We start from the raw sequence: 22,612 nt of genomic DNA, 5'->3' as shown, positions 1-22,612 counted from the left end.
ATCATCGTCCTATGCGGTAGTGACACGCGAAGCTGGCGTGGAGATTGCCGCGACAGCCGCCCGACACAACCTCACCCCGTTCGGCCGGGGACGGCGCAACCCTTCGTCATTGACGGGAACGGCCGCGCGGGCCACCCTCACCACAACGAAGGGTCGCTCGGCACGGTGTTTGCAACGCATGCCGCGATCGATACCGAAGACAAGGCTCGGAGGGGGTTCCGCCTTTTGCGCATCCTCACGTTAATCGCGGCGCGGCTCGTGAAAGCGGTCATCGTGCTGCTCTTGATCGTCGTGGCGAACTTTCTCCTCATTCACGCGGCGCCCGGCGATCCTGCCGCCGTGATGGCTGGCGAGGCGGGCGCCGCCGATGAGATCTTCATCGAACAGCTTCGCGACCGGTTCGGCCTCAACGAGCCCTTCCCGGTCCAGCTCTGGACCTATCTGAAAGGCGTCATCCAGCTCGATCTCGGCTATTCCTACCGCCAGCAGCAGCCGGTGCTCGACCTCATTCTCGCCCGCCTGCCCGCAACGCTCATCCTCACGATGACCGCCTTCGTCATCTCGCTGACGCTCGGCGTCGTGCTCGGCGTCGTCGCCGCGGCCCGTCAGGGCACTTGGACCGACAGCTTCGTCACCTCCCTGTCGCTCCTCTTCTATGCGACGCCGCTCTACTGGGTGGCGCTGATGGCGGTCCTGCTCTTCTCCGTCCAACTCGGCTGGCTGCCCGGCTACGGGTACGAGACGATCGGCGCCGGATATACGGGGCTCCCCCATGTCGCCGACGTCGCCAAACACCTCGTCCTGCCGGCGCTGACGCTCGGCCTCTTCTTCACGGCGATCTACATGCGCATGACGCGCGCCTCGATGCTCGAAGTCTCGCGCATGGACTTCGTGAAGACGGCGCGCGCCAAGGGCCTGTCGCCGAGCCGGGTGCAGCGCCGACATATCCTGCGCAACGCGCTCCTGCCGGTGGTGACGCTCGCCGGCCTGCAAGCGGGCCAGCTCGTCGGCGGGGCGGTGCTCACCGAAACGGTGTTCGCCTGGCCCGGCATCGGCCGTCTGATGTTCGAGGCGCTCGCCCAGCGCGACTATAATCTGCTTCTCGGCATTCTCCTCATTTCGGCGGCGGTGGTGATCATCTTCAACATCATCACCGACGTGATCTACACCCTCATCGACCCGCGCATCGGAGCGAACGCATGACGCTCGCCGCGACGGCGCCCGCCCGCCATCCGGCGTTGGACTTCTGGTTCCGCTTCGCGCGCAATCGCGGCGCGGTGTTCGGCCTCCTCGTGCTTCTCGTCGTCATCGCGGTCGCGGTGTTCGCGAACGTGATGTTCCCCGACAGCCCGTGGAAAATGGTGCAGCGACCTTTCCTGGAGCCGTTCCAAGTGGAGGGATTGCCCCTCGGGACGGACACGCTCGGCCGCAATGTCGCCGCGGGCCTTGCCTATGGCGCGCGCGTCTCGCTGGTGGTGGGGCTGATCTCGACGCTGTTCTCGCTGGCGATCGGCGTGCCGCTCGGCGCGGCGGCTGGCTATTATGGCGGTCTCGTCGACGACATTTTGATGCGCATCACCGAGTTCTTCCAGACGATCCCGAGCTTCGCTCTCGCGATCGTGCTCGTTGCGATCTTCCAGCCTTCTCTCTCCTCGATCGTCGCGGCGATCGCGATCGTCTCCTGGCCGCCGGTGGCCCGCCTCGTCCGCGCCGAGGTGATGAGCCTCAAGAGCCGCGAATTCGTCGAGGCGGCACGGCTCGCCGGGCTCTCGCACCTTCACATCCTGACACGGCAGATCCTGCCGAACGCGATGAGCCCCATCATCGTGATGGCCTCGCTGATGGTGGCGACGGCGATCCTCCTCGAAAGCTCCCTCTCTTTTCTCGGCCTCGGCGATCCGAACATCATGAGTTGGGGCTATATGATCGGCGCCGCCCGCACGGTGATCCGCAATGCGTGGTGGCTCTCTTTCTTTCCAGGCGTGTGCATTCTCGTCACCGTCCTCGCCCTCAACCTGATCGGCGAGGGTCTCAACGACGCGCTCAACCCGCGCCTCGCGCGCAAGGGCCGGTGAGCCGATGAGCGTCCTTTCAGTCGAACATCTCACCATCGGCCTGCCGAAAGGGGCCGATCGGCGCCATGCGGTGAAGGACGTCTCGTTCACCATCGAGGCGGGAGAAATCCTGTGCGTCGTCGGCGAATCGGGGTCGGGCAAATCGATGGCGGCCAATGCCGTGATGGGGCTGTTGCCGGACCTCGTGGCGGTCGAGAACGGCCGCGCGATGTTCGACGGAAAGGACCTCTTCGCCCTTCCCGAGCGGGCCCGCCAGGCCCTGCGGGGCGACCGGATCGCGATGATCTTCCAGGAGCCGATGACCGCGCTCAACCCGTTGATGCGCATCGGCGACCAGATCGCCGAAGTCTATGATGCGCACGGCGCCCTCACCCCGCGCCAGCGGCGGGCGAAGGCCGTCGCGCTCGCGACCGAGGTCGGCCTTCCCGACCCGGAGGCGATCGTGCGCGCCTATCCCTTCCAGCTCTCCGGCGGGCAGCGCCAGCGGGCGATGATCGCGATGGCGCTTGCCCTCGAGCCCGATCTCCTGATCGCCGACGAGCCCACCACCGCGCTCGACGTCACCACACAGGCGCAGATCCTCAGCCTCATCAACGATCTTCAGCGCCGGCACGGCATGGCGGTGATGTTCATCACCCACGATTTCGGCGTGGTCGCGGAGATCGCGACGCGCGTCATCGTCATGCGTTATGGCGAGATCGTCGAGGCGGGCGACGCCGCAACCGTCCTCAACGCGCCGCGGCACGACTACACCAAGCGCCTGTTGGAGGCCGTCCCCTCCGACGTCGTGCCCGCCGCTGCCGCCCCGCGCGAGACGCCGATGCTCGCGGTCGACGGGCTGACGAAGACGTTCGGCGGAAAACGAAGCCTCTTTGCCAAGCGGCGCGTGGTGAAGGCGGTCGACGACGTCTCCTTCACGATCGCGAAGGGCGAGATCCTCGGCCTCGTCGGCGAATCGGGCTCCGGCAAATCGACCGTCGGCCGCTCGATCGTCCGGCTCGTCGAGCCCGATGGCGGCTCGATCACCATCGACGGGCAGGAGATCACCACGCTCGACGCCGCCGGGCTGCGCAAGGCACGGCGACGGGCGCAGATGGTGTTCCAGGACCCTTACGCCTCGCTCAACCCGCGCACCCGCGTCGCGGCGGCGATCACGCAAGGCCCGGTCGCGATGGGAACGCCGCGCAAGGAGGCGCTTGCCGACGCACGCCGGCTGCTCGAGACCGTGGGGCTCGATGCGAGCGCGGCAGACCGCTATCCGCACGAATTCTCCGGCGGCCAGCGCCAGCGGATCGGCATCGCCCGGGCGCTCGCCATGCGGCCCGAACTCATCATCGCGGACGAGGCTGTGTCGGCGCTCGACGTGTCGATCCAGGCGCAGATCCTCGACCTTCTGCGCGATCTGCGCGAGCGATTCGGGCTCTCGATCCTCTTCATCACGCACGATCTGCGCGTCGCGGCGCAACTCTGTGACAGGATCGCGGTGATGCAGCAGGGCAAACTCGTCGAGATGGGCCCGGCGGAGGAGGTGTTCTTGCGACCCCAGGATCCTTATACGCAGCGCCTTCTCGCCGCCGTCCCCGGCGCGCGCTGGAGCGGCGCGGCGACGACGGCGGCCAGCGCATGAAGCCGCGCGAGCACGCGATCCTCCAAGCCGTCGCCGACGGGTTCGAGGAACAGGTCGCCTTCCTTCAGGATCTCGTCACGATCCCCTCCCAGCGCGGGGAGGAGGCGAGCGCGCAGGAGGCGTTCGCGCGGGCGACCCGCGCGCGCGGCTATCCGACCGAGATTTTCCCGATCGATCTCGACCTCATCCGCGATCATCCGGGCTTTTCTCCGGTCACGGTCGATTATTCCAACGTCGTCAACGTGGTCGCGACGCACCGCCCGCGCGAGGAGAAAGGCCGCTCCCTGATCCTCAACGGCCATATGGACGTCGTGCCGATCGGCCCAATGGAGATGTGGTCGGACCCGCCTTATTCGGCCAAACGCGACGGCGATTGGCTCTATGGCCGTGGCTCCGGGGACATGAAAGCCGGGATCACCGCGAACCTCGCCGCGCTCGACGCGCTCCGCCGGATCGGCCTGCAACCGGCCGCCACCGTGCACATTCAATCCGTCAGCGAGGAGGAATGCACCGGCAATGGCGCCCTCGCCTGCATGGTGCGCGGCTTCCGGGCGGATGCGGCGATCATCCCCGAGCCGGTGGAAGAGAAGCTCGTGCGCGCCAATGTCGGCGTGCTGTGGTTCAAGATCCGCGTCACCGGCCTTCCGGTCCACGCCCGCGTTGCCGACGCCGGGGCGAACGCGATCGAGGCGACCTATGGCATCATTGCCGCCCTTCGCGCGCTCGAGGCCCGGTGGAACGACGCGCGCGGCGCGCATCGTCATTTCGAGGCGCTCGACCACCCGATCAACCTCAATATCGGCAAGATCGAGGGCGGCGACTGGGCCTCCTCCGTCCCCGCCTGGTGCACGATCGACTGCCGGATCGCGATCTATCCCGGCGTCTCCCCCGCCGACGCGGCGGCCGAGATCGAAACCGCCGTCGCCGAGGCCGCCCGCGCCGACCGCTTCCTCGCCAACGCGCCGCCGACGATCGAATGGAACGGTTTCTTTGCCGAGGGCTATGTTCTCGAAGAGGGATCGGAGGCGGAGGCGACGCTCGCGCGGGCGCACCTCGCAGCGCACCGTCATCCGCTCGAAAGCTACGTGACGCCGGCCTATCTCGATGGTCGCGTTTTCGTGATCTACCAGGGAATCCCCTGCCTCGTTTACGGCCCCCACTCCGACAATGTGCACGGATTCGACGAGCGGGTGAGCCTGTCCTCGCTCCAACGGGTGACGGGGGCCATCGCGCTTTTCATCGCCGAATGGTGCGGCGTCGAGCCGATCGACTGAGCGCGGCCTGGCGCCGCAGCTTTACCGGCCCGATGATCGGTTTATATGGCGGGAGCAACGCGAAAGGGTCCGCCATGCTGTCGCTCGCCATCCGCCTCGCGGTTGTGATCGTGGCCGTCGTCGCGATCGGCGTCTTCGTCGTCGCGCCTTGGGAGTCCAACGCGCCCGAAATCGCAGGGGCCGAAAACGCCGACGATGTGCAACGCCGCATCACGGTGATTGACGCCGACGGCAACCCGATCGACGACGCGGAGGGGTATTCCCGCGTGCCGGCCATGGACGGAGCCGGTCCGCACGAGCTCGTCCGCTACGAAATGCCCCCGCCCAAGGAGACGCCGCCGCTCGATGACGGCGCCGCCGATCTCACCTGGCCGTCTCTGTGGAAGGACGGCGCGTTCTCGATGGACGCACCGGACGGCGACCGCGTCGGCTCGCCGGATCAGAGCCTCTTCCCGGAAGGCAGCTCCGCCGAAGACGTGATGAACTTCTTCCTCGACATGGACGATATGCGCTCCCTACAACCGCTCGAGGGCGCGATCCGCGCAGACCTCGACGGCAAGCGGGTGCGGATCGCCGGCTATACGACGCCGGTGGGGTTCAGCGACGCGGAGACGTCGTTCCTTCTCGTCCCCGAGCTCGGCGCCTGCATCCACGTTCCGCCGCCGCCGCCCAATCAGATCGTCTATGTCGAGAAGGCGGCGCAAACGCCGGAGATGTTCGCCCCGGTGTGGATCACCGGCACCTTGAAGGCGCAGCCGGTGGCGACGATCCTCGCCGATGTCGGCTATCAGATGGTCGACGTGACGACCGAGCCCTACAACTGATCACCGCCCCGCCGCTCCGTCCCCCGACGGGGCGGCCGGCAACGAAAAAGGCCGCCCGGAGCGCCGGACGGCCTTTCGTTCGCGCGACGGCCGGAGCCGCCGGCGCGCGTTCAGATCACGTAAGACTGGATCGGCGGGAAGCCGTTGAAGGCCACCGAGGCATAGGTCGACGTATAGGCGCCGGTGCCGCCGATGAGGATCTCGTCACCGATCTCGAGATTGATCGGCAGCGGATAGGGCTTCTTCTCGTACATCACATCGACCGAATCGCAGGTCGGACCGGCGAGGACGCACGGCGTCGCCTCTCCATCACGCGCGGTCATCACCGGATAGCGGATCGCCTCGTCCATCGTCTCGGCGAGTCCGTTGAACTTGCCGACATCGAGATAGACCCAGCGGATATCGCCTTCCGACTTCTGCGAGATCAGGATGACCTCGGACTTGATGACGCCGGCATTGCCGACCATGCCGCGGCCCGGCTCGATGATCGTCTCCGGGAGACGGTTGCCGAAATGGGAGCGGATGCACTCGTTGATCGCGTGGCCATACTCGGCCTCGCCCGGAATGTCCTCGAGATAGCGCGTCGCGAAGCCACCGCCGAGATTGACCATCTTCAGCTCGATGCCACGGTCGGACATCGTGTGGAAGATCTCGGCCGCCGAGCGCAGCGCCTGGTCCCAGGCGTTGGTGTTCTTCTGCTGCGATCCGACATGGAACGACACGCCATAGGCGACGAGGCCGGCGCGGTGGGCGTGATCGAGCACGTCGATCGCCATTGCGGGCTCGCAGCCGAACTTGCGCGACAGCGCCCACTCGGCCCCTTCGCCGTCGCACAGGATGCGGCAGAAGACGCGCGTGCCCGGCGCCTGACGGGCGACCTTGTCGACCTCGGCCTCGCAATCGACCGCGTAGAGGCGAACGCCGCGCTGGTAAGCGGCTGCAACGTCGCGCTCTTTCTTGATCGTGTTGCCGAACGAGATGCGGTCCGCGCTCGCGCCGGCGGCGAGCGCCATGTCGATCTCCTGCACCGAGGCGCAGTCGAAGTTCGAGCCGAGGCCGGCGAGCAGCGACAGGATCTCGGGCGCGGGATTGGCCTTGACCGCGTAAAAGATCCGGCTGTCCGGCATCGCCTTTTCGAAGCGAAGATAGTTGTCGCGCACGACGTCGAGATCGACGACGAGGCACGGGCCTTCCGGACGGTTGCGTCGGAGGAAATCAAGAATGCGGTCGGTCATCGCGGTAACCCCAATGTCCAAAGTTACGGCGTCGGCGCGGCATCCGCCGGGCTCGCGTTGGAGGCGAGCACCGTCGTCGTCCGAACCGAAGGCCCCCGCATGTCCACGGGGACGCATCGCGTCACACGTTCCGCACGAACGGCGCCAACCGTCGGCGGGGCGATTTGGATGACGACACCCGGGTATGGGTCCCGCGTACATCATCCCGTGATGCTAGCGCTTTGGATTGGGAGATTCCCTCACCGCACGCCTGGCAAAGATGTAGTCGCCTCTTCAGTGACCCCGGCCTTTGGACGGCCGGAAGAGACCAAGGAAGCCCTCTACGTCGTTGCTTCAAGTCGCGCTGCGTCGGGGCTAACTAGCGGCTCCTCGCCGCCAACCACCTCCACGCAGGGTCCGGTTCAATCCGGAAGACCGGTCATGCCCCGCTTTGGTCGGATCGGCATCGCCTCACCGCCCTCTGCGTGACCGGCACGCGACCACAGGCACGTGCGAAATTGGGCAAGCGGTATATGCGCGAACCGCGCCGCCGTTGCAAGACATCATCGCGAAGAAATCGACATCTTCGTGCAAGGCCCCAAAGCCTCTGGCGGACGGCCACGGTTTGCGGCAAATCAGCCTCTATGTCGCTGCCACTCGTGCTCATCGCCGTCGCCATTCTCATCGTGTTCATCGCCATCGTCGAAGCGACGGCGTCACGACTGAATCTGCCCCAATCGATCATGCTCGCCGGGCTCGGCATCCTCACCGGAACGTTCGCGACCATCGGCCCGGAGGGCGGCCCCCTCGCCCCGCTCGCGCTGCTTTATCGCGACCTTCCGGTCTCGGCCCAGTCGCTCACCTTCCTCCTCCTGCCGCCGCTTCTGTTCGACGCCGCATTTCGCATCGATGCCCGCCGGATGCTCGACGACGCGGCGCCGATCTTCCTGCTCGCCGTCGTCGCGGTGTGTGTGTCGACGTTCGCGGTCGGCTTCGCGCTCGCCCCGCTCGGAATGGCGCCGCTCGTCATCTGCCTCCTCCTCGGCGCCATCGTCTCGACGACGGACCCGCTCGCGGTCCTGTCGATCTTCCGCGATGTCGGCGCACCGGCGCGACTCGTGCGAATCGTCGAAGGAGAAAGCCTCTGGAACGACGCGGCGGCGATCGCCCTCTTCACGATCCTCCTCGGCGCGGCGACCACCGGCGCGGGCTCCTTCCAGGAAGGCGTGGTGATCTTCTTCGTCTCCGGCGTCGGCGGTCTTCTCGCAGGCGCGGCGATGGGCTTTGCCGCGATGATGGTGATGGCGCTCACCCGCAATCACCCGGCCGCCCTCACCAGCGTAACGGTCGCCCTCGCCTACCTCTCTTATGTTGTGTGCGAGACGCTGCTCGGAATCTCCGGCGCCATGGCGGTCGTCGCGGCTGGGATCGTCACCGCGGGACGGGCGCAATCGGGACGGGCGCCGGCCTCCTGGCGCCAGGTGAGCGGGATCTGGGATCAGCTCTCCTTCTGGTCGAACTCTCTCGTCTTCGTGCTCGCCTCGTTCCTGGTGCCGACCTTTCTGTCGGGCTTCGACTGGATGGTCGGGCTCGCCGTCGTCGTCCTCATCGTGGCGGCCTTCGCGGCGCGCGCGCTCGTTCTTTGGGGCTTTCTGCCGCTGCTCCAGAAGGCGGCGCTCGCGCAACATATCGGCGACCGGGCGAAGACGCTGTTGTGGTGGGGCGGCTTGCGCGGCGCGCTGACGCTCGTCCTCGCGCTCTCGGTGAAGGAGCACGCCGATATCTCGCCGTCGGCGCAGGATTTCGTCGCCTTCCTCGCGACGGCCTTCACCCTGTTCACGATCCTCGTCAACGGCCTCACCTTGCGCCCGCTGACGCGCGTTCTCGGCCTTCATCGGCTGAGCCCGTTCGACCGCAGTCTCGGCTTCGGCGCCCGCGCCCTCGCGACCGATACCGCCCGGATGCGGGTCGAGCAGACCGCCTCCCATTACGGCATCTCGGGCGAGATCACCGAGGCCGCGCTCTCGGCCTACAACGAGGCCGCCCATTCGGACGGCGGGGTGCCCGTCTCGGCCCGCGCGCGGCTCGAGCTCGCGCTCGTGGTGCTCGCCCAGGCCGAGCGCGCTGCGCTCTCGCGCCACGGCGAAAACGCCGTGATCAGCCCGCGCATTTCCGAGATTCTCAACCGGGAGACCCAGCGCATTCGCGAGGCGGCCCGCGCGAGCGGCCGGTCCGGCTACAACCTCGCCGCCCGGCGCGTCCTGCGCTTTCCCCTCTCCTTCCGCCTCGCCCTCCTCGCACAGCGCTGGTTCGGGCTCCGGTCGCCCTTGTCGGCCGCTCTCGCCGAGCGGTTCGAGCGGCTCCTCGTGCGCCGGCTCGTCCTCAACGAGCTCGCGCCCTTCTGCGCCGAGCGGATCGCGCCGGTCCTCGGCGGGCGCGTCGCGGCGGTCTGCAAGCGGATGCTCGACCGCCGCGCGGACGGCGTGAAGGGCGCGCTCGACGCGCTCAATCTCCAATATCCGCATTATGCGGCCGCGCTCGAACAGCGCTTTCTGGAACGGATCGCGCTGCAGGAGGAGGAGCGCCAATATCGCATGTTGCGCGAAGAGGGCCTCATCGGCGCCGAAATTTCGAGCCAGCTCAACGAGGAACTCGCCGCGGCGAACCGTCGCTTTCCCCGCGCCCTCCGCCTCGATCTCGGGGTCGACAAGCGCGCGCTCGTCGCCAGTCAGCCGCTCTTCGCCACCCTGCCGGACAGCGCCCTTCTCGACATCGCGCGCGTCCTGCGCACCCGCTTCGTGGTGCCGGGCGAGCGGATCATCACGCGCGGGGAGCGGGGGGATACGGTGTTCTTCATCGCCTCGGGCGCCGTCGAGGTCGACACCGGCACGATGCGCATAACGCTCGGCCGCGGCACCTGTGTCGGCGAACTCGCCGCCTTTTCCGGCGAGCCGCGCACCGCTCACGTCACGATGCTCGGCTATGGCGAGCTGTTGGTTCTCCAGGGCCGCGCCTTCCGCACCTTGTTGCAGAAAAACAGCGTCATGCGCCGCGAGATCGAGGCGATCGTCGCCGAGCGCGTGCGCAGCGCGGCGACGCCAGGTTTTGAGGCAACGCCCGGCCCCGCGCCGCGCGCGGCGCCAAGCGTTTGACCCGGCCGCCGGCCACCCGACAATCCACAGGCCGAAGACGGTCGGATTTGGCTCTTCCCAAGGCCGAAAACCGCTGCTAAGAGAATGCTCGCCGCCGCGGGTTCTCGTGTTCCACGCGGTTGAGGTCGGTGCGCCGCAGGCGCCTCCGCGCTTCTCGGCCGGCCGCAGAGGCCAACGCCCAGGTAGCTCAGTTGGTAGAGCATGCGACTGAAAATCGCAGTGTCGGTGGTTCGATCCCGCCCCTGGGCACCATTCTTCCCGGAATGGTCCACTTTTCCTGATCAATAGGGTTTCCGCGGAGTTTTTGGGGACTACCTGCTATTCACATGCCCCTCCGCATGCCGTCACCCATGAAGCGACCGCAGTCCTCCGTCTTCCAGTTCCGCCGACGAATCCCTCGCGACATCGTCGAGAAGGCGCGCGGGCAGACGATCTCCGTTCTGGTGGGGAATCGGACGGTCCAGAAGGTCATCGGTGCCAAGGCAACCGAGATTAGCTTTTCCCTCGACACCCGTGACCCAAGGGAGGCCAAGGCCCGGGAAGCGGCCGCGCTCGCCCAACCGACCCCAATATCCCGCCAATACCGGCGTTTCCGTTCTTCCGGTCGCCTTCCGCGGAACAAAAAGCCCCGGATTTCCTGAGCGCTGCGAGGATCTGCGAAAGTTTGCGAGGATTTGCGAGGGTCAACGGCTAGCCCTAGAACTCGATTTCCCCTTTCATTTCAGTATCCTACTCTCTCTTTGCGAGGGTTTTTGAAGGTTCTATAGTATTCACATCGAGAAGAAAAAACTCGATATGAAGGTCGTACTCGATCCCTCACGCGTACGCGCGCGCGAAATCTTTCGCAAACCCTCGCTAAATCGAGCGTGTGATGCGAGCCTAGCGGTGCGATCCCGACAAAGGCATTCCCTGAACCTCACGACCAGCCCTTGAAAGCCGAGACCTTCCATCGCCCCAAACCTCTCGGCCCGCTTTTGCCGAGGGGGCGCGAGGGACCATAGCGGAAGAACGTCGCCAGAGCGCAAGGGAAAAGCTGCTTTTGTCTGGCCTCAGACGGGGAAGGTTTTGCCGCGGTCAACCGGGCAATCATGGTATCGTGCACGCCTGTATGGGCGCCTGCGGGCGCTGTCGGGGGTCATCGTCCGTCTGGCGGTCTGATCGCGCGCCACTGGCCGTTGTGAATCAGCCCGGCGGCGATATCGCGGATTACGTCGCTGATGCGCGCAGATACGACTTGGTTGATCGCCACGTCGTTACGACGAAGAATGATGCGCCGATAAAGGCTCGGCCCGACAATTGGTGTGCTGCGGAAGCTCTGCGAATAGTCGCTGTCGAAGGACGCCTGACCCATGATGGTGTGCCCGAAGCCGCCGAGGACGGCCGAGCGGATCGTCGCGTTCCCATCGACTTCGTGCACCACGTTGGCTGAAAGGCCGAACTGCGAGGCCGCGCCTTCCACGATCGAGCGCATGATGTGGCGGTGCGTCGACAGGACCAGCGGAAGCTGCAGCGCATCTGCGAGGAGGATATTCGGCCCCTTTGGCGCCAACGCATGGTTGCTCACGAGGGTCAGCGGCTCGTCGGCCAGTGCCTCGGAGGTGGCGTTCAGCGGTGCGGAGAGGCTGACCACGAGATCAATGCGATTCTCGGCCAGACCGCGCGCGAGGGTCTGGCTGTTGCCTTCCTCGATATGGAGGCGCACGCGAGGCATGTCCTGCGTCACCGCGGCCAGCAACGGCCCAGTGGTTATTCCGGCGAGCGAGGAGATGATGCCGACGACGATCTCACCCGAAGGTGACGTCGAATGTTCGCGCAGCAGCGCCTCGGTGTGGGCGAGTTCACGCATGATCTTCTCGGCGTGGGCCTGGAGGGTGCGCCCCGCCTCGGTCGCCACGACCCCGCGTGCGTGTCGTTCGACGAGCTTCACGCCGTAGGACTTCTCAATCTGCGCCAGATGGTGACTAAGCGCCGGCTGTGCGATGCCGAGCGCCTGCGCCGCCGCGGTCAGCGAGCCTTCGCGGACGATGGCGGCGAAATAGGTCAGGCGGCGGATATCGAGCGTCTGCCCAGCCATAAAAATCCTGTATAATGCAGATAGAAACTATGTATTTGTTCTATTGCATTCAACGCGCTTTAAACCCGGGTCAAGACTCAAAAAGAGTCATCCAGGGAGAGCATCCATGCTTGAGCGCAGACACCTCGCAGGGTCGATCGTGGCCATCGTCGCGACGGCAATCGTACCGGCAGCGGCAACGGCCGCGCCGGACCTGCCCTGCAGCACCGTGCGCGTCGTGGTCCCGTTCGGCGCCGGCGGCGGATCCGACTTCCAGGCTCGCCTGCTGGTGGACGCGGCGAACCGGATCGTCGACGGACCGCAGCTCCAGGTGGTCAACATCACCGGCCAGAGCGGCAACCGCGGTACGCGCGAGGTGGCCAACGCCGACCCCGACGGCTGCACGCTGCTCTACCATCACGCCGGCATCCTCTCGAGCTATCTGACTGGCCGCGCCCCGTTCACCTGGGAGGCCTTCACCCCGGTTGCGATGATCGCAGGCGAGCCCAGCCTGTTCGCCGCGAATGCCAGCGAGAACTACTCCAACCTCGAGGAGTTGGCTGCGTACGGTGAAGAGAATCCGGGTGCGATCACCGCCGCGGTGTCAATCGGCTCGGACTCGCACTTTTTCATGCTCCAGCTGCAGGATGCGCTGGGCGTGCGCTTCAACATCGTTGGCTACGACGGCACCGCGGAGCGGGTCACGGCGCTGCTGTCGGGCGTGATCCAGATTACGCAGGTCACGGAGCAGACGGCGGCGCAGTATTTCGGCAACCAGCTGACCCCACTCGCGTTTGCCGGCGAAGAACGCTCGGACCGAGTGCCGGATGTGCCGACCGCCAAGGAGCAGGGCTACGACGTCGTGCTGTCCACCACGCGCGGGTTCTTGCTCCCGGCCGGCGCTTCTGACGAGGTGACGGACTATTACGACGGCGTGTTCGAAGCAGCCGTGCAGGACGAGACGGTGACGGCCGAGTTCGACAAGCGCGGTATCGTCATCGACTATCGCGGCCCCGAGGCCTACCGCGACTGGTGGCAGGAGGCGTTCGAGCGCTGGAAGGCACTCGCGATCGACCTCGAGATCTACACGCCCCGCCAGTGAACGCGCACCGCAGCGGACGACGGGTGGCACCATGAAGCGCGACGTCGTCCTCGGGCTGATCACCGCGGCCGTCGCCATCGTTCTGTGGCGCGAGACGCTCGGTGTCCGCAACTTCGCCTATGCGCAGGTGGGCGCCGAGGTGTGGCCGCAGATCGTGATCGGCGTGATCTTCGTTCTCGCCATCGTGCAGATCGTCGGTGGCATCAGGACCGCGTCCCCTGCGCCGGACCCGGATCGGGATCGGCCGGGCCTGGCCGCGCGCGCCTTCGTCCCGGGCGCGGTGTTCGGTTCGGTCTGCCTGTTCGCCGTGCTCGTGCCCTTTGTCGGGTTTCCGGTGGCGGGGGTGGTGATGGTGATGTCGCTCCTCTCGCTGATCGGAGCGCGCACCGGGCGCGCCTTCGCGATCCACGGTGCGATCGCCTTCGCCAGCGTCCTGGCGATGACGCTGATCTTCACCGAGGTGATGGGCATCCTCCTTCCCGGCTGGCGGCTCTGACCGCGCCGGCGACGAGAGCAACAAATGTTCAACGACATCCTGGCGGCACTCTTCGAGATGCTGCAGCCGATGACGCTGCTCCTGATGTCGCTCGGAGTGCTGGGCGGCCTGTTCGTGGGCGCGATCCCCGGTTTCTCGGCGACGATGGCGATCGTCATCATCCTCCCTCTGACCTACACGCTCGGCACCACCGCCGGTCTCGCGGTGATGATCGGCGTGGCCATCGGCGGCCTCTCGGGCGGCCTGCTGTCGGCGATGCTGATCGGCATTCCCGGCACCCCGGCCTCCGTCGCGACGACGTTCGACGGACTGCCGCTGGTGCGTGCCGGGCATCAGGGACGGGCGGTCGGACTCGGGATCTGGTCGTCGTGCGTGGGTGGGCTCATCAGCGGCGTCGCCCTGGTGGCGCTGGCCCCCTTCCTCGGCAGCATCGGCCTCGAGATCGGGCCTTGGGGTTACTTCTCGATGGTGCTGTTCGCGCTCACCATCACCGCCAGCCTTTCGGGCGGGGCGATGGTGAAGGGCCTGATCGCCGGCAGCCTCGGCGTGCTCGCCGCGAGCGTCGGCGAGGAGCAGGTCAACGGCGTCACCCGCCTCACCTTCGGCAACGACGCGCTGGATTCCGGCTTCGACTTCCTGCCCATCCTGATCGGTGTTTTCGCCTTCAGTCAGCTTCTGGGCGACATGCCAACCCGTGCCGTCGCCCGCCGCTCGCTGGCGACGGGCGAGACCGCCGTCTCCACACGCATCCCGCACCTGTGGGCGCTGCGCGAGCTGGGGCGGCGCTGGAGCACGGTGCTGCGTTCATCGGCCATCGGCCTCTTCATCGGTGTCATCCCCGCGACGGGGGCCTCGATCAGCAACATTCTGGCCTACGACCAGGCGCGGCGTAACTCGAAGACACCGGAGGCGTTCGGCAAGGGCGCCACGGAAGGGATCATCGCGCCCGAAACCGCCAACAACGCGACGCAGGGCGGCTCCCTGCTCGTCCTCATGGCGCTCGGCATCCCGGGGGACGCGGTGGCGGCGGTTCTCCTCGCGGCGCTGATCATCCACGACGTGGTGCCCGGCCCGACGTTCATCTCCGACAATCCGCAGATCGCCTACGGCATCTTCGTCGCCTTCATCCTGTCGCACCTCCTGATGGTCGTGTTCCAGCTCGTGGCGCTGAAATTCTTCGTGCGGGTGGTGCGGATCCCGGTCTACATCCTCGCGTCCGTCGTCCTGTTCTACTGCGCGCTCGGCGTCTACGCGGTGAACAACGTGATGTACGACGTCTGGGTGATGATCGCCTTCGGGGCGGCCGGGTTCGCGATGTCGCGGCTGGGCTACCCGATCGCACCCTTCGTCCTCGGCGTGGTGCTCGGCGACATCGCCGAGGTGAACCTGATCCGCGCGATTTCGATCGCCCCCGATCCGATGATGTTCGTCACGCGGCCGTGGTCGCTGCTGTTCCTCGCCCTCGCGGCACTGTCCGTGACGCTGGTGGTCCTGACGCAGGCGAAGGCGACCGCACTGGTGCGCAGCTTGGTGACGCTGCCGCTGCTCATGGTCGTGGCGTGGGCGCTCTTCCAGATGCCCGGCGCGGTTCGGCCGGCGCTCGGGGCGGCCATTCTCGCTGCCGCGGCGTGGCAGCTCTGGCGGGCGGTACGCCGACCGGCGGACGCTGCGATCCCGGCTCTCTCTCCGATCCAATCCAACATCGCAACCAACGAGGCTGACGACCGATGAGCGGTTCCGACATGCGCGCCACGCTGAAGGCTGGCGGCCAGATCAAGATGATCAATCCGCACGATTCCTCCTACTCCCTGGCCACCAGGCTGATTGGGCACGGCGCCGACGCCGTCTTCCTCGACTGCGAGCACGGCTCCTGGAGCTTCGAGGACGTGCGCGTCACGAGCGGCGCCGTGCAGCTCGCCGGCGGCAACGCGATCGTGCGTCCCCGCTGCCACGACCGCTCGCTCATCATTCGCTACCTGAACTGCGGCGCTCAGGGGATCATGGTGCCGATGGTCGACTCCGCGGAAGAAGCGCAGGCGATCGTCGATGCGGTCCGCTACGCCTACCCGCATGAGGCCGAGAACGACGGCGGACGGCTCATCGTCTGCATGATCGAAAGCGCCGAGGCCGTGAAGAACGATCTCGACGCATTGCTCGACGTGGACGGCGTCGACGTCTTCTTCTTCGGGCCGACCGATCTCACCCAGTCCATGGGACTGATGCCGCCCAAGCCGGGCGAGGACTGGAACGAGCGGACCAAGGCGTTGATCCACGAGGCACTCGCCAAGGTCACCGCACGCGGCCGGATCGGCGGAACACTGGTGCGTGAGGACAATGCGCGCGAGTACGCCGAGGCCGGAGCACAGTTCTTCTACCTGCATGCCGACCCCTTCCTCCGGGCAGGTTTCGACCGTTTCAACAGCGCCCTCGCGGGCTGACGCACGGCCGGATCGGCGCGACGAACGGCCGAGAAGGAAACGCTGACGTCCTTGGCAGAGCTGCCCCGACCCCGGAATTCGCCCTGGCGTCGGGGCTCTCATTCGTTAAGTGATTTCGGCAACCCTGCACTCTGCGTTGGCCAAGCGGGCAGCCCCAACCCAAGGACGGCATCTGGTCAAATCGGCAGCGTCACACTAAGTATGATAAAGTGTGCGCGTCAGTCAGGGGCCGCCTATGTCCGAGATCGAACGGATGACCATCACCGTGCCGGCCAAAATGGCCGCCGCCCTAAAGGCGGTTGTCGCCGAGGGCGAGTATGCCTCGACCAGCGAGGTGGTGCGCGAAGCTCTTCGTGACTGGACCAAAGCACGCGACGTCCAACGCCGCGAGCTCATAGCGCTCCGCGAAATGATCCGCGCTGGTGACGAAAGCGGCCCCAGCGCGCCGGCTGACGAGGTCTACGCCGAGCTGCGCGAGCTCGTCGCGACCCGCCGTAAAGACTATGCGTGAAACGTCTCGGATATGCGCCAACCGCTTTGGCCGATCTTCGCGACATCGCACTCTATATCACCGAGGACGATCCGGACCGTGCGCTGCGTTTCGTCGTGGAATTGGAGCGAACGGTGGCGCTGGCCGCGGAGCGCCCGACGAGTTTCCGCGAGCGATCCGATATCGCGCCGGGGCTGAGGGTCGTTGTGCACGGCCGCTACCTGATCTTCTTTCGGGAGCTGGCCGAGGAGGTTCGCATCGTGCGGGTCCTGCACGGCACCCGCAACCTTCCGGGGCTGTTTGAGCCATGACCGCGGCGGCGAGGCCCGCCTGGGTGCGCTCGCGGATGACGTTGCGCTCAAACTCGGCGAGTGCGCCGAAAAGGTGGAAGGTGAGCTTTCCCGTCGAGGTCGCGGTATCGATCCGCTCCGCGAGGCTCTCCAACGCGACACCGTGCTCTTCGAGATAGAGCGCCCAGGTGATGAGGTCTTGCAGCGAGCGGCCGAGCCGGTCGAGCCGCCACACCACCAGCGTGTCGCCGGCGCGCAAGAGCTCCTTCGCCTTCTCGAGCCCCGGCCTCGCCGCCACCGTGCCCGCTGGCCTTATCGACGAGGATCTTTTCGCACCCCGCCTTTTGGAGCGCGTCGCGCTGCAGATCGAGGTTCTGCTCGATGGTGGAGACCCGGGCGTACCCGATCTTCATGGGTGACTCCTCAGGAAGGAAGACAACCCTTTCGAACCGCAAAATTCTTAACGTTGATTTCCTGACCGGGTAATTCTCCGATCATGCGGCTGAAACGGCCTCGTCGAGGCGACCTGGCTCGACCGGCAAGAAACCGAGGAACTCTGATGCAAGATTCTCACCGAGTCTGGCTTACAATAGGCTCTCTCGATATAAGTTCTGGCGATGCCATCGGCCAGCTTATTGGCCTTGAGTCTAACGCCCGACCAGTGCGGAATGGAGCTCCGCCCCGAAAGGCATTCATCCTCCAAAGTGATCGTGAGATTTCCGAGCACCACCCGATTGACGATCATTTTAAATGGCTGATAGGGAAAACAGAAAACCAAACTACATCTATTCAAGATCTTCTATCAAAACCGGGATTTTTTGGCAGTGTTCTCATCCAAATAGTTACAGATAAATTCTATGGAGATTTTATGATGTCTAATGAGTTTTTGGCCCATCTCGTTCGCATGGGTGTTGACGTCGAGTTTAGTATTTTGAGTGAAGCGGGCGAGAAGGATGTCGAAAGCGATTCTTGAACTGGCCGGTGAACGAACATAAGGGGCAGCCGCGTTACCGAGTAATATAGAGCGAGAAGGCTTCTAGTTGCCCCGCGGGAAGGGGATGCGCGACGCCAAGCCTCTAGATTTCAGGCGAAATCGCAGGCACTGCTCGCACAAACGAGAAGCTTTCGGTCACTGTTTCCCGAGATAGAAAATGTCTGAACACAATCGTCTTGAAATACCGGACTCTGTCGCGGCGGATCCTAACGCTTTCGAACTTCTAAATGTCTGGATCGCAAACAAGCAGCAGTATGCTGTTCTTCAGGCCGGAGTCTGGCAAGATCCTGCTGCGTGGGGAATCATGTTGGCCGACCTGGCTAGACATGTGGCAGATGCCTACCATCATGAAGAAGGGCGCGACGTTTCGGCAACCTTGGCAAGAATCAAAGAGGGGATCAATGCGGAGTGGGAATAGCCCTTAAAGCCTGCTCAGATTCGTCGGACTACATCTCGCTTGAAGTCGCTGCCCCTACTACCTCAGCAAGCCGCCGCGTGCACGGCATTTGGGCGACGAGGCGGCTCGCGGAGGCCCCATATACTGCGGTGGCCCGCCCTATAATGGCCGTGAAATATCCTGCCTTCACCCCAAAAGCGGCCAGCACCAGAGATCTGAGACTTGAGGTGCCTCGTTGTCGCGATGCGCGGGCGACGAACGCCGCCGGTTGTCAGGCTGCAGATGGGCGCGCGCACCACGCGCGGACACGAAGTCGGAGTTCACACCTGGTTCGCCCGGCCAGCCTCTGTCACGCGCGAACTCAGCCGTCACCGGCGGCGCGGACATAGGCGTACAGAGTTGGCTTTGAGATCCCCATCATCGCGCAGATCTTGGCCACGCTCTCGGTAAAGCTGCACCGCAACTGCTTGCTTGCCCGCGTCGAGCGCGCTCGGACGGCCGCCAAGGCGCCCGCGAGCTCTTGCGGCTGTGAANCCCCCCCAGCTCGATAGGTTGATGCATTCCTTAAGTCCGCTAACTGCTTGGCTTAAGAGTTTCGATCAGGCTATTAATCGTGCGCAAGGCGCGCGTTACAGCTTGTTCTTTCGATTTTTCGTCGGAATCCGTTTCAGGAATGAAGCTTATTTCTGAGTCAAGCGTAACAATTTCATTTGTAAGTGCATGATACCATCGCTCGCTATCGAACGATAAGGAGCCTCGAAGTCGTATAATCTCTGATACGCACTCGTATGCAAGGTCGTTAGATAGTATCTCGGACACGATGACTTTAATCAAGCATAGCGCGCTTTTATCATGGAGCGAGAAGGTCATGTGCGCCCACGCAATAACGGTAACGACACGACCACTAAAAGTATCCGTAACAACAGTTATATTTACGCTATCATCGAAGTGGCATGTCCTGCCAGGGAGCGGCTCTGGGCTGCGCGGGCCAGAACGTATGGAACCCTCAACAACACTTGGCATTACACCGCGGCTCTGCATGCTGTCGAGGAGTATATTCGCGACCAGCCATCGTCGTTGGCTGATTACGAGATGGTGTCTGAAGCGGTTGTCCCTTTCGACCAATTGGCGTTTGCGCTTGTACGGCTCGAAGCCGATGCATACCGGTTGATGCCCACCCCCGGGTGATCCGGATCGAGCGGATTGTGGATCGGCGTGGAATAGTCGAACCGCAGGTAAAGCGGCGCGCCGCGCTAATGGGCCGGAGTTCGTCTCCCGCGCGCTGCTGGCGTGGATCGTCGATCAGGGCGCCGACACGGCGTTGATCGATCCGGGCAAACCCTGGCAGAATGGCATCGGCGAGAGCTTCAACGGCAAGTTCCGCGACGAGTGCCTGAGCTTGGAATAGTTTCGATCGCGGGCCGAGGCCAAGGTGACGATCGAAGCCTGGCGCCGGCACACCAACGAGGTGCGACCTCACTCGAGCCTCGGCTATCTGACGCCGGCCGCCTTCGCGGCGAAGACCAGCACCGAACACCCAGCGGCCACGACGGGGCGGACCGCTGCGGTATGTGGGGCCTCCGCGGCCCGCCCCGTCGTGCAACTGCCCCGCACGGGGTTCAATGAGGCAGACACAGGGGCAGTGATCTCAAGCTAAGCGTGGTCCGAAGAATCCAGGCAGGTCATCAGGACCGATCGAACGCCGGCGTCGCCATGATGCGGACGGCGGACCCCGGCGTGACCGATTCTTGGCAGCTCGTGCGCGACAACGCCGAGGCGATCGGCCGATGCGCCGAGGCCGCGCGCACGGCCAGCGAGGGTCAGCGTTGCACGATCACCGTGAAAGCGCCAAGGGAGTAGCCATGACCAAGGAAATAAGCAAATTCTTGTCTTACGTCCTGCGCCATGCCCCGGAGACGATTGGCCTTAAGCTCGATGCGAGCGGCTGGGCCGACGTGGCCGAATTGCTGGCAAAGGCAAAGAAGGCCGGCAAGCGGCTCGATCTCGACACGCTGCGCACTGTGGTAGCCGAAAACGACAAACAGCGGTTCGCGCTCTCGGATGACGGCCGCCGCATTCGTGCTGCACAAGGTCACTCCGTTGCCGTCGATCTTGGTCATACCGCGAGCGAACCGCCTCCTCTGCTCTATCACGGCACGGCAAGCCGGAATCTCGATGCGATTTTCGCCGAAGGTCTGAAACCCGGACGTCGCCAGCAAGTGCATTTATCGCTCGATCCTGACACGGCCCGCCGCGTCGGCGAACGCCATGGCAAACCCACGGTGCTAACGGTAGACGCGGGCCGGATGCACGCGGACGGCTTTCAATTCGTCCGGGCTGACAATGGCGTCTGGCTCACCGATCATGTGCCACCCGGCTATCTAGGATTTTGATTGGCCCAAAAGACGGTAGGGGCCTTCGCGAGCCGCCTCGTCGCCCAACTGCCCCGCACGCGGCGGCTTGCTCAGGCAGCAGGGGCAGCTCCCTCAAGCGAGGTGTAGTCTGACGAATGCGCAATTACCGGCCAACTTGCAGCTGCGTCAGGCGTTTGAATTGCATTGACGGCAATATAACCCGTTCATGAAATTATCTTTAATAAGATCCTGTACCAGAATGCAATTCTATGACCCTAAAGAGATGCGTATAGCAGGGTAAGGATGCAGCCTCGGAAAATAAGTCTCGTTTAAATACCGGATGAATGACGCACTCGACAATCGATTAGATATACCAATTCTATTGTAGTAATATTCTACCCAAAATTTTCGACTTTTCCCTAAAACTTCATCGTCATATTCATCTTTTTTATTTGATATTATAATAAATGGGATCTCTGAACAAAATAATACCCATAATTTTTTGAGATCATCAAATAGAATGAAATGCGTGTTCGTTCCGCCATTCTGAGTGGAGGCAAAAATCAAGTCATAGCTAAATTTTTTTATTTTTATCGCCACGAAATGCCTTGGGTCACAGGACATTATATACTTTCCCTCACTCATCAAAGAATTTAAACATTCCTCAATATATGCAGAAAGCGTTCGGCCCTCGACAAGGTGCTTTAAATGCTCATCGAAAGGTAGTGGTATTAGGTTATGAGAAATGTTGTCATCTATTTTAGGCAGGGCATAATATTGATGCCAAATTCTATCATGCTTAATGGAGATATCAAACAATTCATCATGGTTTTTCGCGTTCGCTTCGTTAATCGTGAGTGGCTCTGCGCCTTGCTCAATCAGCCACTGAATGACGTCACTCGCACCAGGCTTATCGCCTAGGGGTACAAATGCGTCTGATTTGAAGAATTGTTCATTCTTACTCATGTTTACAATATCTTCATTGCTATACAATCACTGACCTTCATCAGACGGATCGTCTTCCGTTTCGGATTCAGCCAGTTTGTTAGGTTCAGCGGGAGCCTTTTATGGTCTCTCTCTTTGAATTTTTATTCGTAATAACCCAGTCGGGCTTTCTTGTTGATAGCCACCCGCCAGGATAAGTTGTTATTTTCGCGCCATCCAATGTAATGGTAGCTCCGCCCCCTCTGTTAATAACTTTCTCCCCAGGCAACCCTGAAAATCTACCCTGAAAATCTCCAATAGTGCTCGTATATACTTGTCCTTTTGGCTCTTTTGTATCGCAAAATCCTCCAAAAATTTGATCCACATCAGGATTTCCGCTTGTTATATTCATAACTTGACTATCGTCAAGCGTTTCCATCGCAGATAGCCCCACAGAAACCACTCGAGTTTCAAAGGATCGAGTAGCCAAAAGCCCTGGAGTGCGGGCCCCTTCGGACATCCTCAGCAAGAGCTAACCCAGTTGTGGTTAGCGCCGCCTCGGAGACGAGGCCAAGCTGATAACCGACATAGTCTACAGAGTATGCGATCACCCCAAAACTCACACCAATCGCATCAAGCCGAAACTCCCAGTTTGAGCCCTCCGGATCGACCCGATTGATCGGCTCATTGCCGGCATAGGCATAGCGATTGATCCCGACCCGGCACATCGGGATCGAGCAAATCGGGCTGGATGAACCGGGCGATGCGCGGATCATAATAGCGCGCATTGAGGACCATCAGCGCCGCGGCGGAGTCGTAGCGCTCCGACAGGAAGCTCTTCGACTCCGCCGCCGGCGTCGGCCGCACCTCGCTCCGCGCCTCCTCTCCGTAGGGCTGATACCCCACCC

General features: G+C 63.6%; 21 protein-coding genes, 1 tRNA gene and 3 pseudogenes. 18 read left to right on the top strand and 7 right to left on the bottom strand.

The features are described 5' to 3' along the window. Positions 1–231: 231 nt before the first annotated feature. The 5 genes from L1787_RS04585 (at position 232) to L1787_RS04565 (ending at position 5,800) form a co-directional block, all read left to right on the top strand. Positions 232–1,203: an ABC transporter permease gene (locus L1787_RS04585; protein ID WP_235707553.1), complete on the top strand. Its 972-nt coding sequence runs from the start codon at positions 232–234 to the stop codon at positions 1,201–1,203. Further along, entirely contained in the window at positions 1,200–2,075 is an 876-nt protein-coding gene (locus L1787_RS04580; RefSeq protein ID WP_235707358.1) for an ABC transporter permease, read from the top strand. The genes L1787_RS04585 and L1787_RS04580 overlap by 4 nt, the downstream gene beginning before the upstream one ends. A gap of 4 nt (positions 2,076–2,079) precedes the next feature. Beyond that, positions 2,080–3,702, top strand: coding sequence for an ABC transporter ATP-binding protein (locus L1787_RS04575; protein ID WP_235707357.1), 1,623 nt, complete (start codon positions 2,080–2,082; stop codon positions 3,700–3,702). Then, on the top strand, positions 3,699–4,976 hold the full coding sequence (locus L1787_RS04570; RefSeq protein WP_235707356.1) for an ArgE/DapE family deacylase: 1,278 nt from the start codon (positions 3,699–3,701) through the stop codon (positions 4,974–4,976). The genes L1787_RS04575 and L1787_RS04570 overlap by 4 nt, the downstream gene beginning before the upstream one ends. A gap of 74 nt (positions 4,977–5,050) precedes the next feature. After that, positions 5,051–5,800 (top strand): DUF3299 domain-containing protein, encoded by a 750-nt coding sequence (locus L1787_RS04565; RefSeq protein ID WP_235707355.1) that lies wholly within the window; start codon positions 5,051–5,053, stop codon positions 5,798–5,800. A 110-nt stretch (positions 5,801–5,910) separates the two neighbouring features. Here the strand turns inward: L1787_RS04565 and L1787_RS04560 are convergent, their stop codons facing one another. Beyond that, positions 5,911–7,035: a type III PLP-dependent enzyme gene (locus tag L1787_RS04560; RefSeq protein ID WP_235707354.1), complete on the bottom strand. Its 1,125-nt coding sequence runs from the start codon at positions 7,033–7,035 to the stop codon at positions 5,911–5,913. A gap of 623 nt (positions 7,036–7,658) precedes the next feature. On the opposite strand from L1787_RS04560, the gene L1787_RS04555 reads away from it, so the two are divergent. Further along, positions 7,659–10,166 carry a cation:proton antiporter gene (locus L1787_RS04555; RefSeq protein WP_235707353.1) on the top strand — a complete coding sequence of 836 codons (2,508 nt, stop codon included), beginning with the start codon at positions 7,659–7,661 and terminating at the stop codon, positions 10,164–10,166. Between the two features lie 176 nt (positions 10,167–10,342). After that, positions 10,343–10,418: transfer RNA gene (locus L1787_RS04550), tRNA-Phe, on the top strand. A gap of 883 nt (positions 10,419–11,301) precedes the next feature. Here the strand turns inward: L1787_RS04550 and L1787_RS04545 are convergent. Beyond that, on the bottom strand, positions 11,302–12,240 hold the full coding sequence (locus L1787_RS04545; RefSeq protein WP_235707352.1) for a LysR family transcriptional regulator: 939 nt from the start codon (positions 12,238–12,240) through the stop codon (positions 11,302–11,304). 106 nt (positions 12,241–12,346) lie between these two features. Here L1787_RS04545 and L1787_RS04540 point away from each other — a divergent pair, with 106 nt between their 5' ends. The 6 genes from L1787_RS04540 to L1787_RS04515 all read left to right on the top strand — a co-directional run bounded on the left by L1787_RS04540 (position 12,347) and on the right by L1787_RS04515 (position 17,056). Beyond that, positions 12,347–13,321, top strand: a complete 975-nt coding sequence (locus L1787_RS04540) for a tripartite tricarboxylate transporter substrate binding protein (protein WP_235707351.1) — start codon at positions 12,347–12,349, stop codon at positions 13,319–13,321. A 31-nt stretch (positions 13,322–13,352) separates the two neighbouring features. Then, positions 13,353–13,817 (top strand): tripartite tricarboxylate transporter TctB family protein, encoded by a 465-nt coding sequence (locus L1787_RS04535; RefSeq protein WP_235707350.1) that lies wholly within the window; start codon positions 13,353–13,355, stop codon positions 13,815–13,817. Between the two features lie 24 nt (positions 13,818–13,841). Continuing rightward, complete coding sequence (locus L1787_RS04530) at positions 13,842–15,548, top strand: tripartite tricarboxylate transporter permease (RefSeq protein WP_235707349.1); 1,707 nt, start codon at positions 13,842–13,844, stop codon at positions 15,546–15,548. Then, complete coding sequence (locus L1787_RS04525; protein WP_235707348.1) at positions 15,545–16,255, top strand: HpcH/HpaI aldolase family protein; 711 nt, start codon at positions 15,545–15,547, stop codon at positions 16,253–16,255. The genes L1787_RS04530 and L1787_RS04525 overlap by 4 nt, the downstream gene beginning before the upstream one ends. Before the next feature lie 235 nt (positions 16,256–16,490). After that, a complete protein-coding gene (locus tag L1787_RS04520; protein WP_235707347.1) occupies positions 16,491–16,766 on the top strand; it encodes a ribbon-helix-helix domain-containing protein in 276 nt (91 codons plus the stop codon). Further along, positions 16,763–17,056: a type II toxin-antitoxin system RelE/ParE family toxin gene (locus tag L1787_RS04515; protein ID WP_235707346.1), complete on the top strand. Its 294-nt coding sequence runs from the start codon at positions 16,763–16,765 to the stop codon at positions 17,054–17,056. Before L1787_RS04520 ends, L1787_RS04515 begins: the two co-directional genes overlap by 4 nt. Before the next feature lie 58 nt (positions 17,057–17,114). Here the strand turns inward: L1787_RS04515 and L1787_RS26210 are convergent. Together L1787_RS26210 and L1787_RS26205 are read right to left on the bottom strand one after the other, a co-directional pair. Beyond that, a pseudogene (locus L1787_RS26210) lies at positions 17,115–17,333 on the bottom strand (recombinase family protein); the annotation flags it as partial. Between the two features lie 55 nt (positions 17,334–17,388). Further along, positions 17,389–17,448: pseudogene (locus L1787_RS26205) on the bottom strand (recombinase family protein); the annotation flags it as partial. Positions 17,449–17,594: 146 nt separating this feature from the next. Between L1787_RS26205 and L1787_RS04505 the strand changes: the two are divergent. From L1787_RS04505 to L1787_RS04485, 5 genes and pseudogenes are all read left to right on the top strand, one after another. Continuing rightward, on the top strand, positions 17,595–18,008 hold the full coding sequence (locus L1787_RS04505) for a hypothetical protein (RefSeq protein ID WP_235707345.1): 414 nt from the start codon (positions 17,595–17,597) through the stop codon (positions 18,006–18,008). A gap of 178 nt (positions 18,009–18,186) precedes the next feature. Next, complete coding sequence (locus tag L1787_RS04500) at positions 18,187–18,447, top strand: DUF5076 domain-containing protein (protein ID WP_235707344.1); 261 nt, start codon at positions 18,187–18,189, stop codon at positions 18,445–18,447. A gap of 1,210 nt (positions 18,448–19,657) precedes the next feature. Beyond that, a pseudogene (locus L1787_RS04495) lies at positions 19,658–20,083 on the top strand (integrase core domain-containing protein); the annotation flags it as partial. 2 nt (positions 20,084–20,085) lie between these two features. Next, positions 20,086–20,286 (top strand): DUF6118 family protein, encoded by a 201-nt coding sequence (locus tag L1787_RS04490; protein ID WP_369415056.1) that lies wholly within the window; start codon positions 20,086–20,088, stop codon positions 20,284–20,286. A 2-nt stretch (positions 20,287–20,288) separates the two neighbouring features. Further along, entirely contained in the window at positions 20,289–20,819 is a 531-nt protein-coding gene (locus tag L1787_RS04485; protein ID WP_235707343.1) for an RNA 2'-phosphotransferase, read from the top strand. 228 nt (positions 20,820–21,047) lie between these two features. Here the strand turns inward: L1787_RS04485 and L1787_RS04480 are convergent, their stop codons facing one another. From L1787_RS04480 to L1787_RS04470, 3 genes are all read right to left on the bottom strand, one after another. Continuing rightward, positions 21,048–21,746, bottom strand: coding sequence for a hypothetical protein (locus L1787_RS04480; protein ID WP_235707342.1), 699 nt, complete (start codon positions 21,744–21,746; stop codon positions 21,048–21,050). Between the two features lie 85 nt (positions 21,747–21,831). After that, positions 21,832–22,143, bottom strand: a complete 312-nt coding sequence (locus tag L1787_RS04475; protein ID WP_235707341.1) for a hypothetical protein — start codon at positions 22,141–22,143, stop codon at positions 21,832–21,834. 245 nt (positions 22,144–22,388) lie between these two features. Further along, positions 22,389–22,612: RHS repeat-associated core domain-containing protein (locus L1787_RS04470; RefSeq protein ID WP_235707340.1), on the bottom strand; the 224-nt coding region annotated here is incomplete at its 5' end.

Source organism: Acuticoccus kalidii (genome assembly GCF_021556395.1).
Taxonomy (GTDB): Bacteria; Pseudomonadota; Alphaproteobacteria; order Rhizobiales; family Amorphaceae; genus Acuticoccus; species Acuticoccus kalidii.
This window is presented reverse-complemented; position numbering and strand designations above follow the sequence as displayed.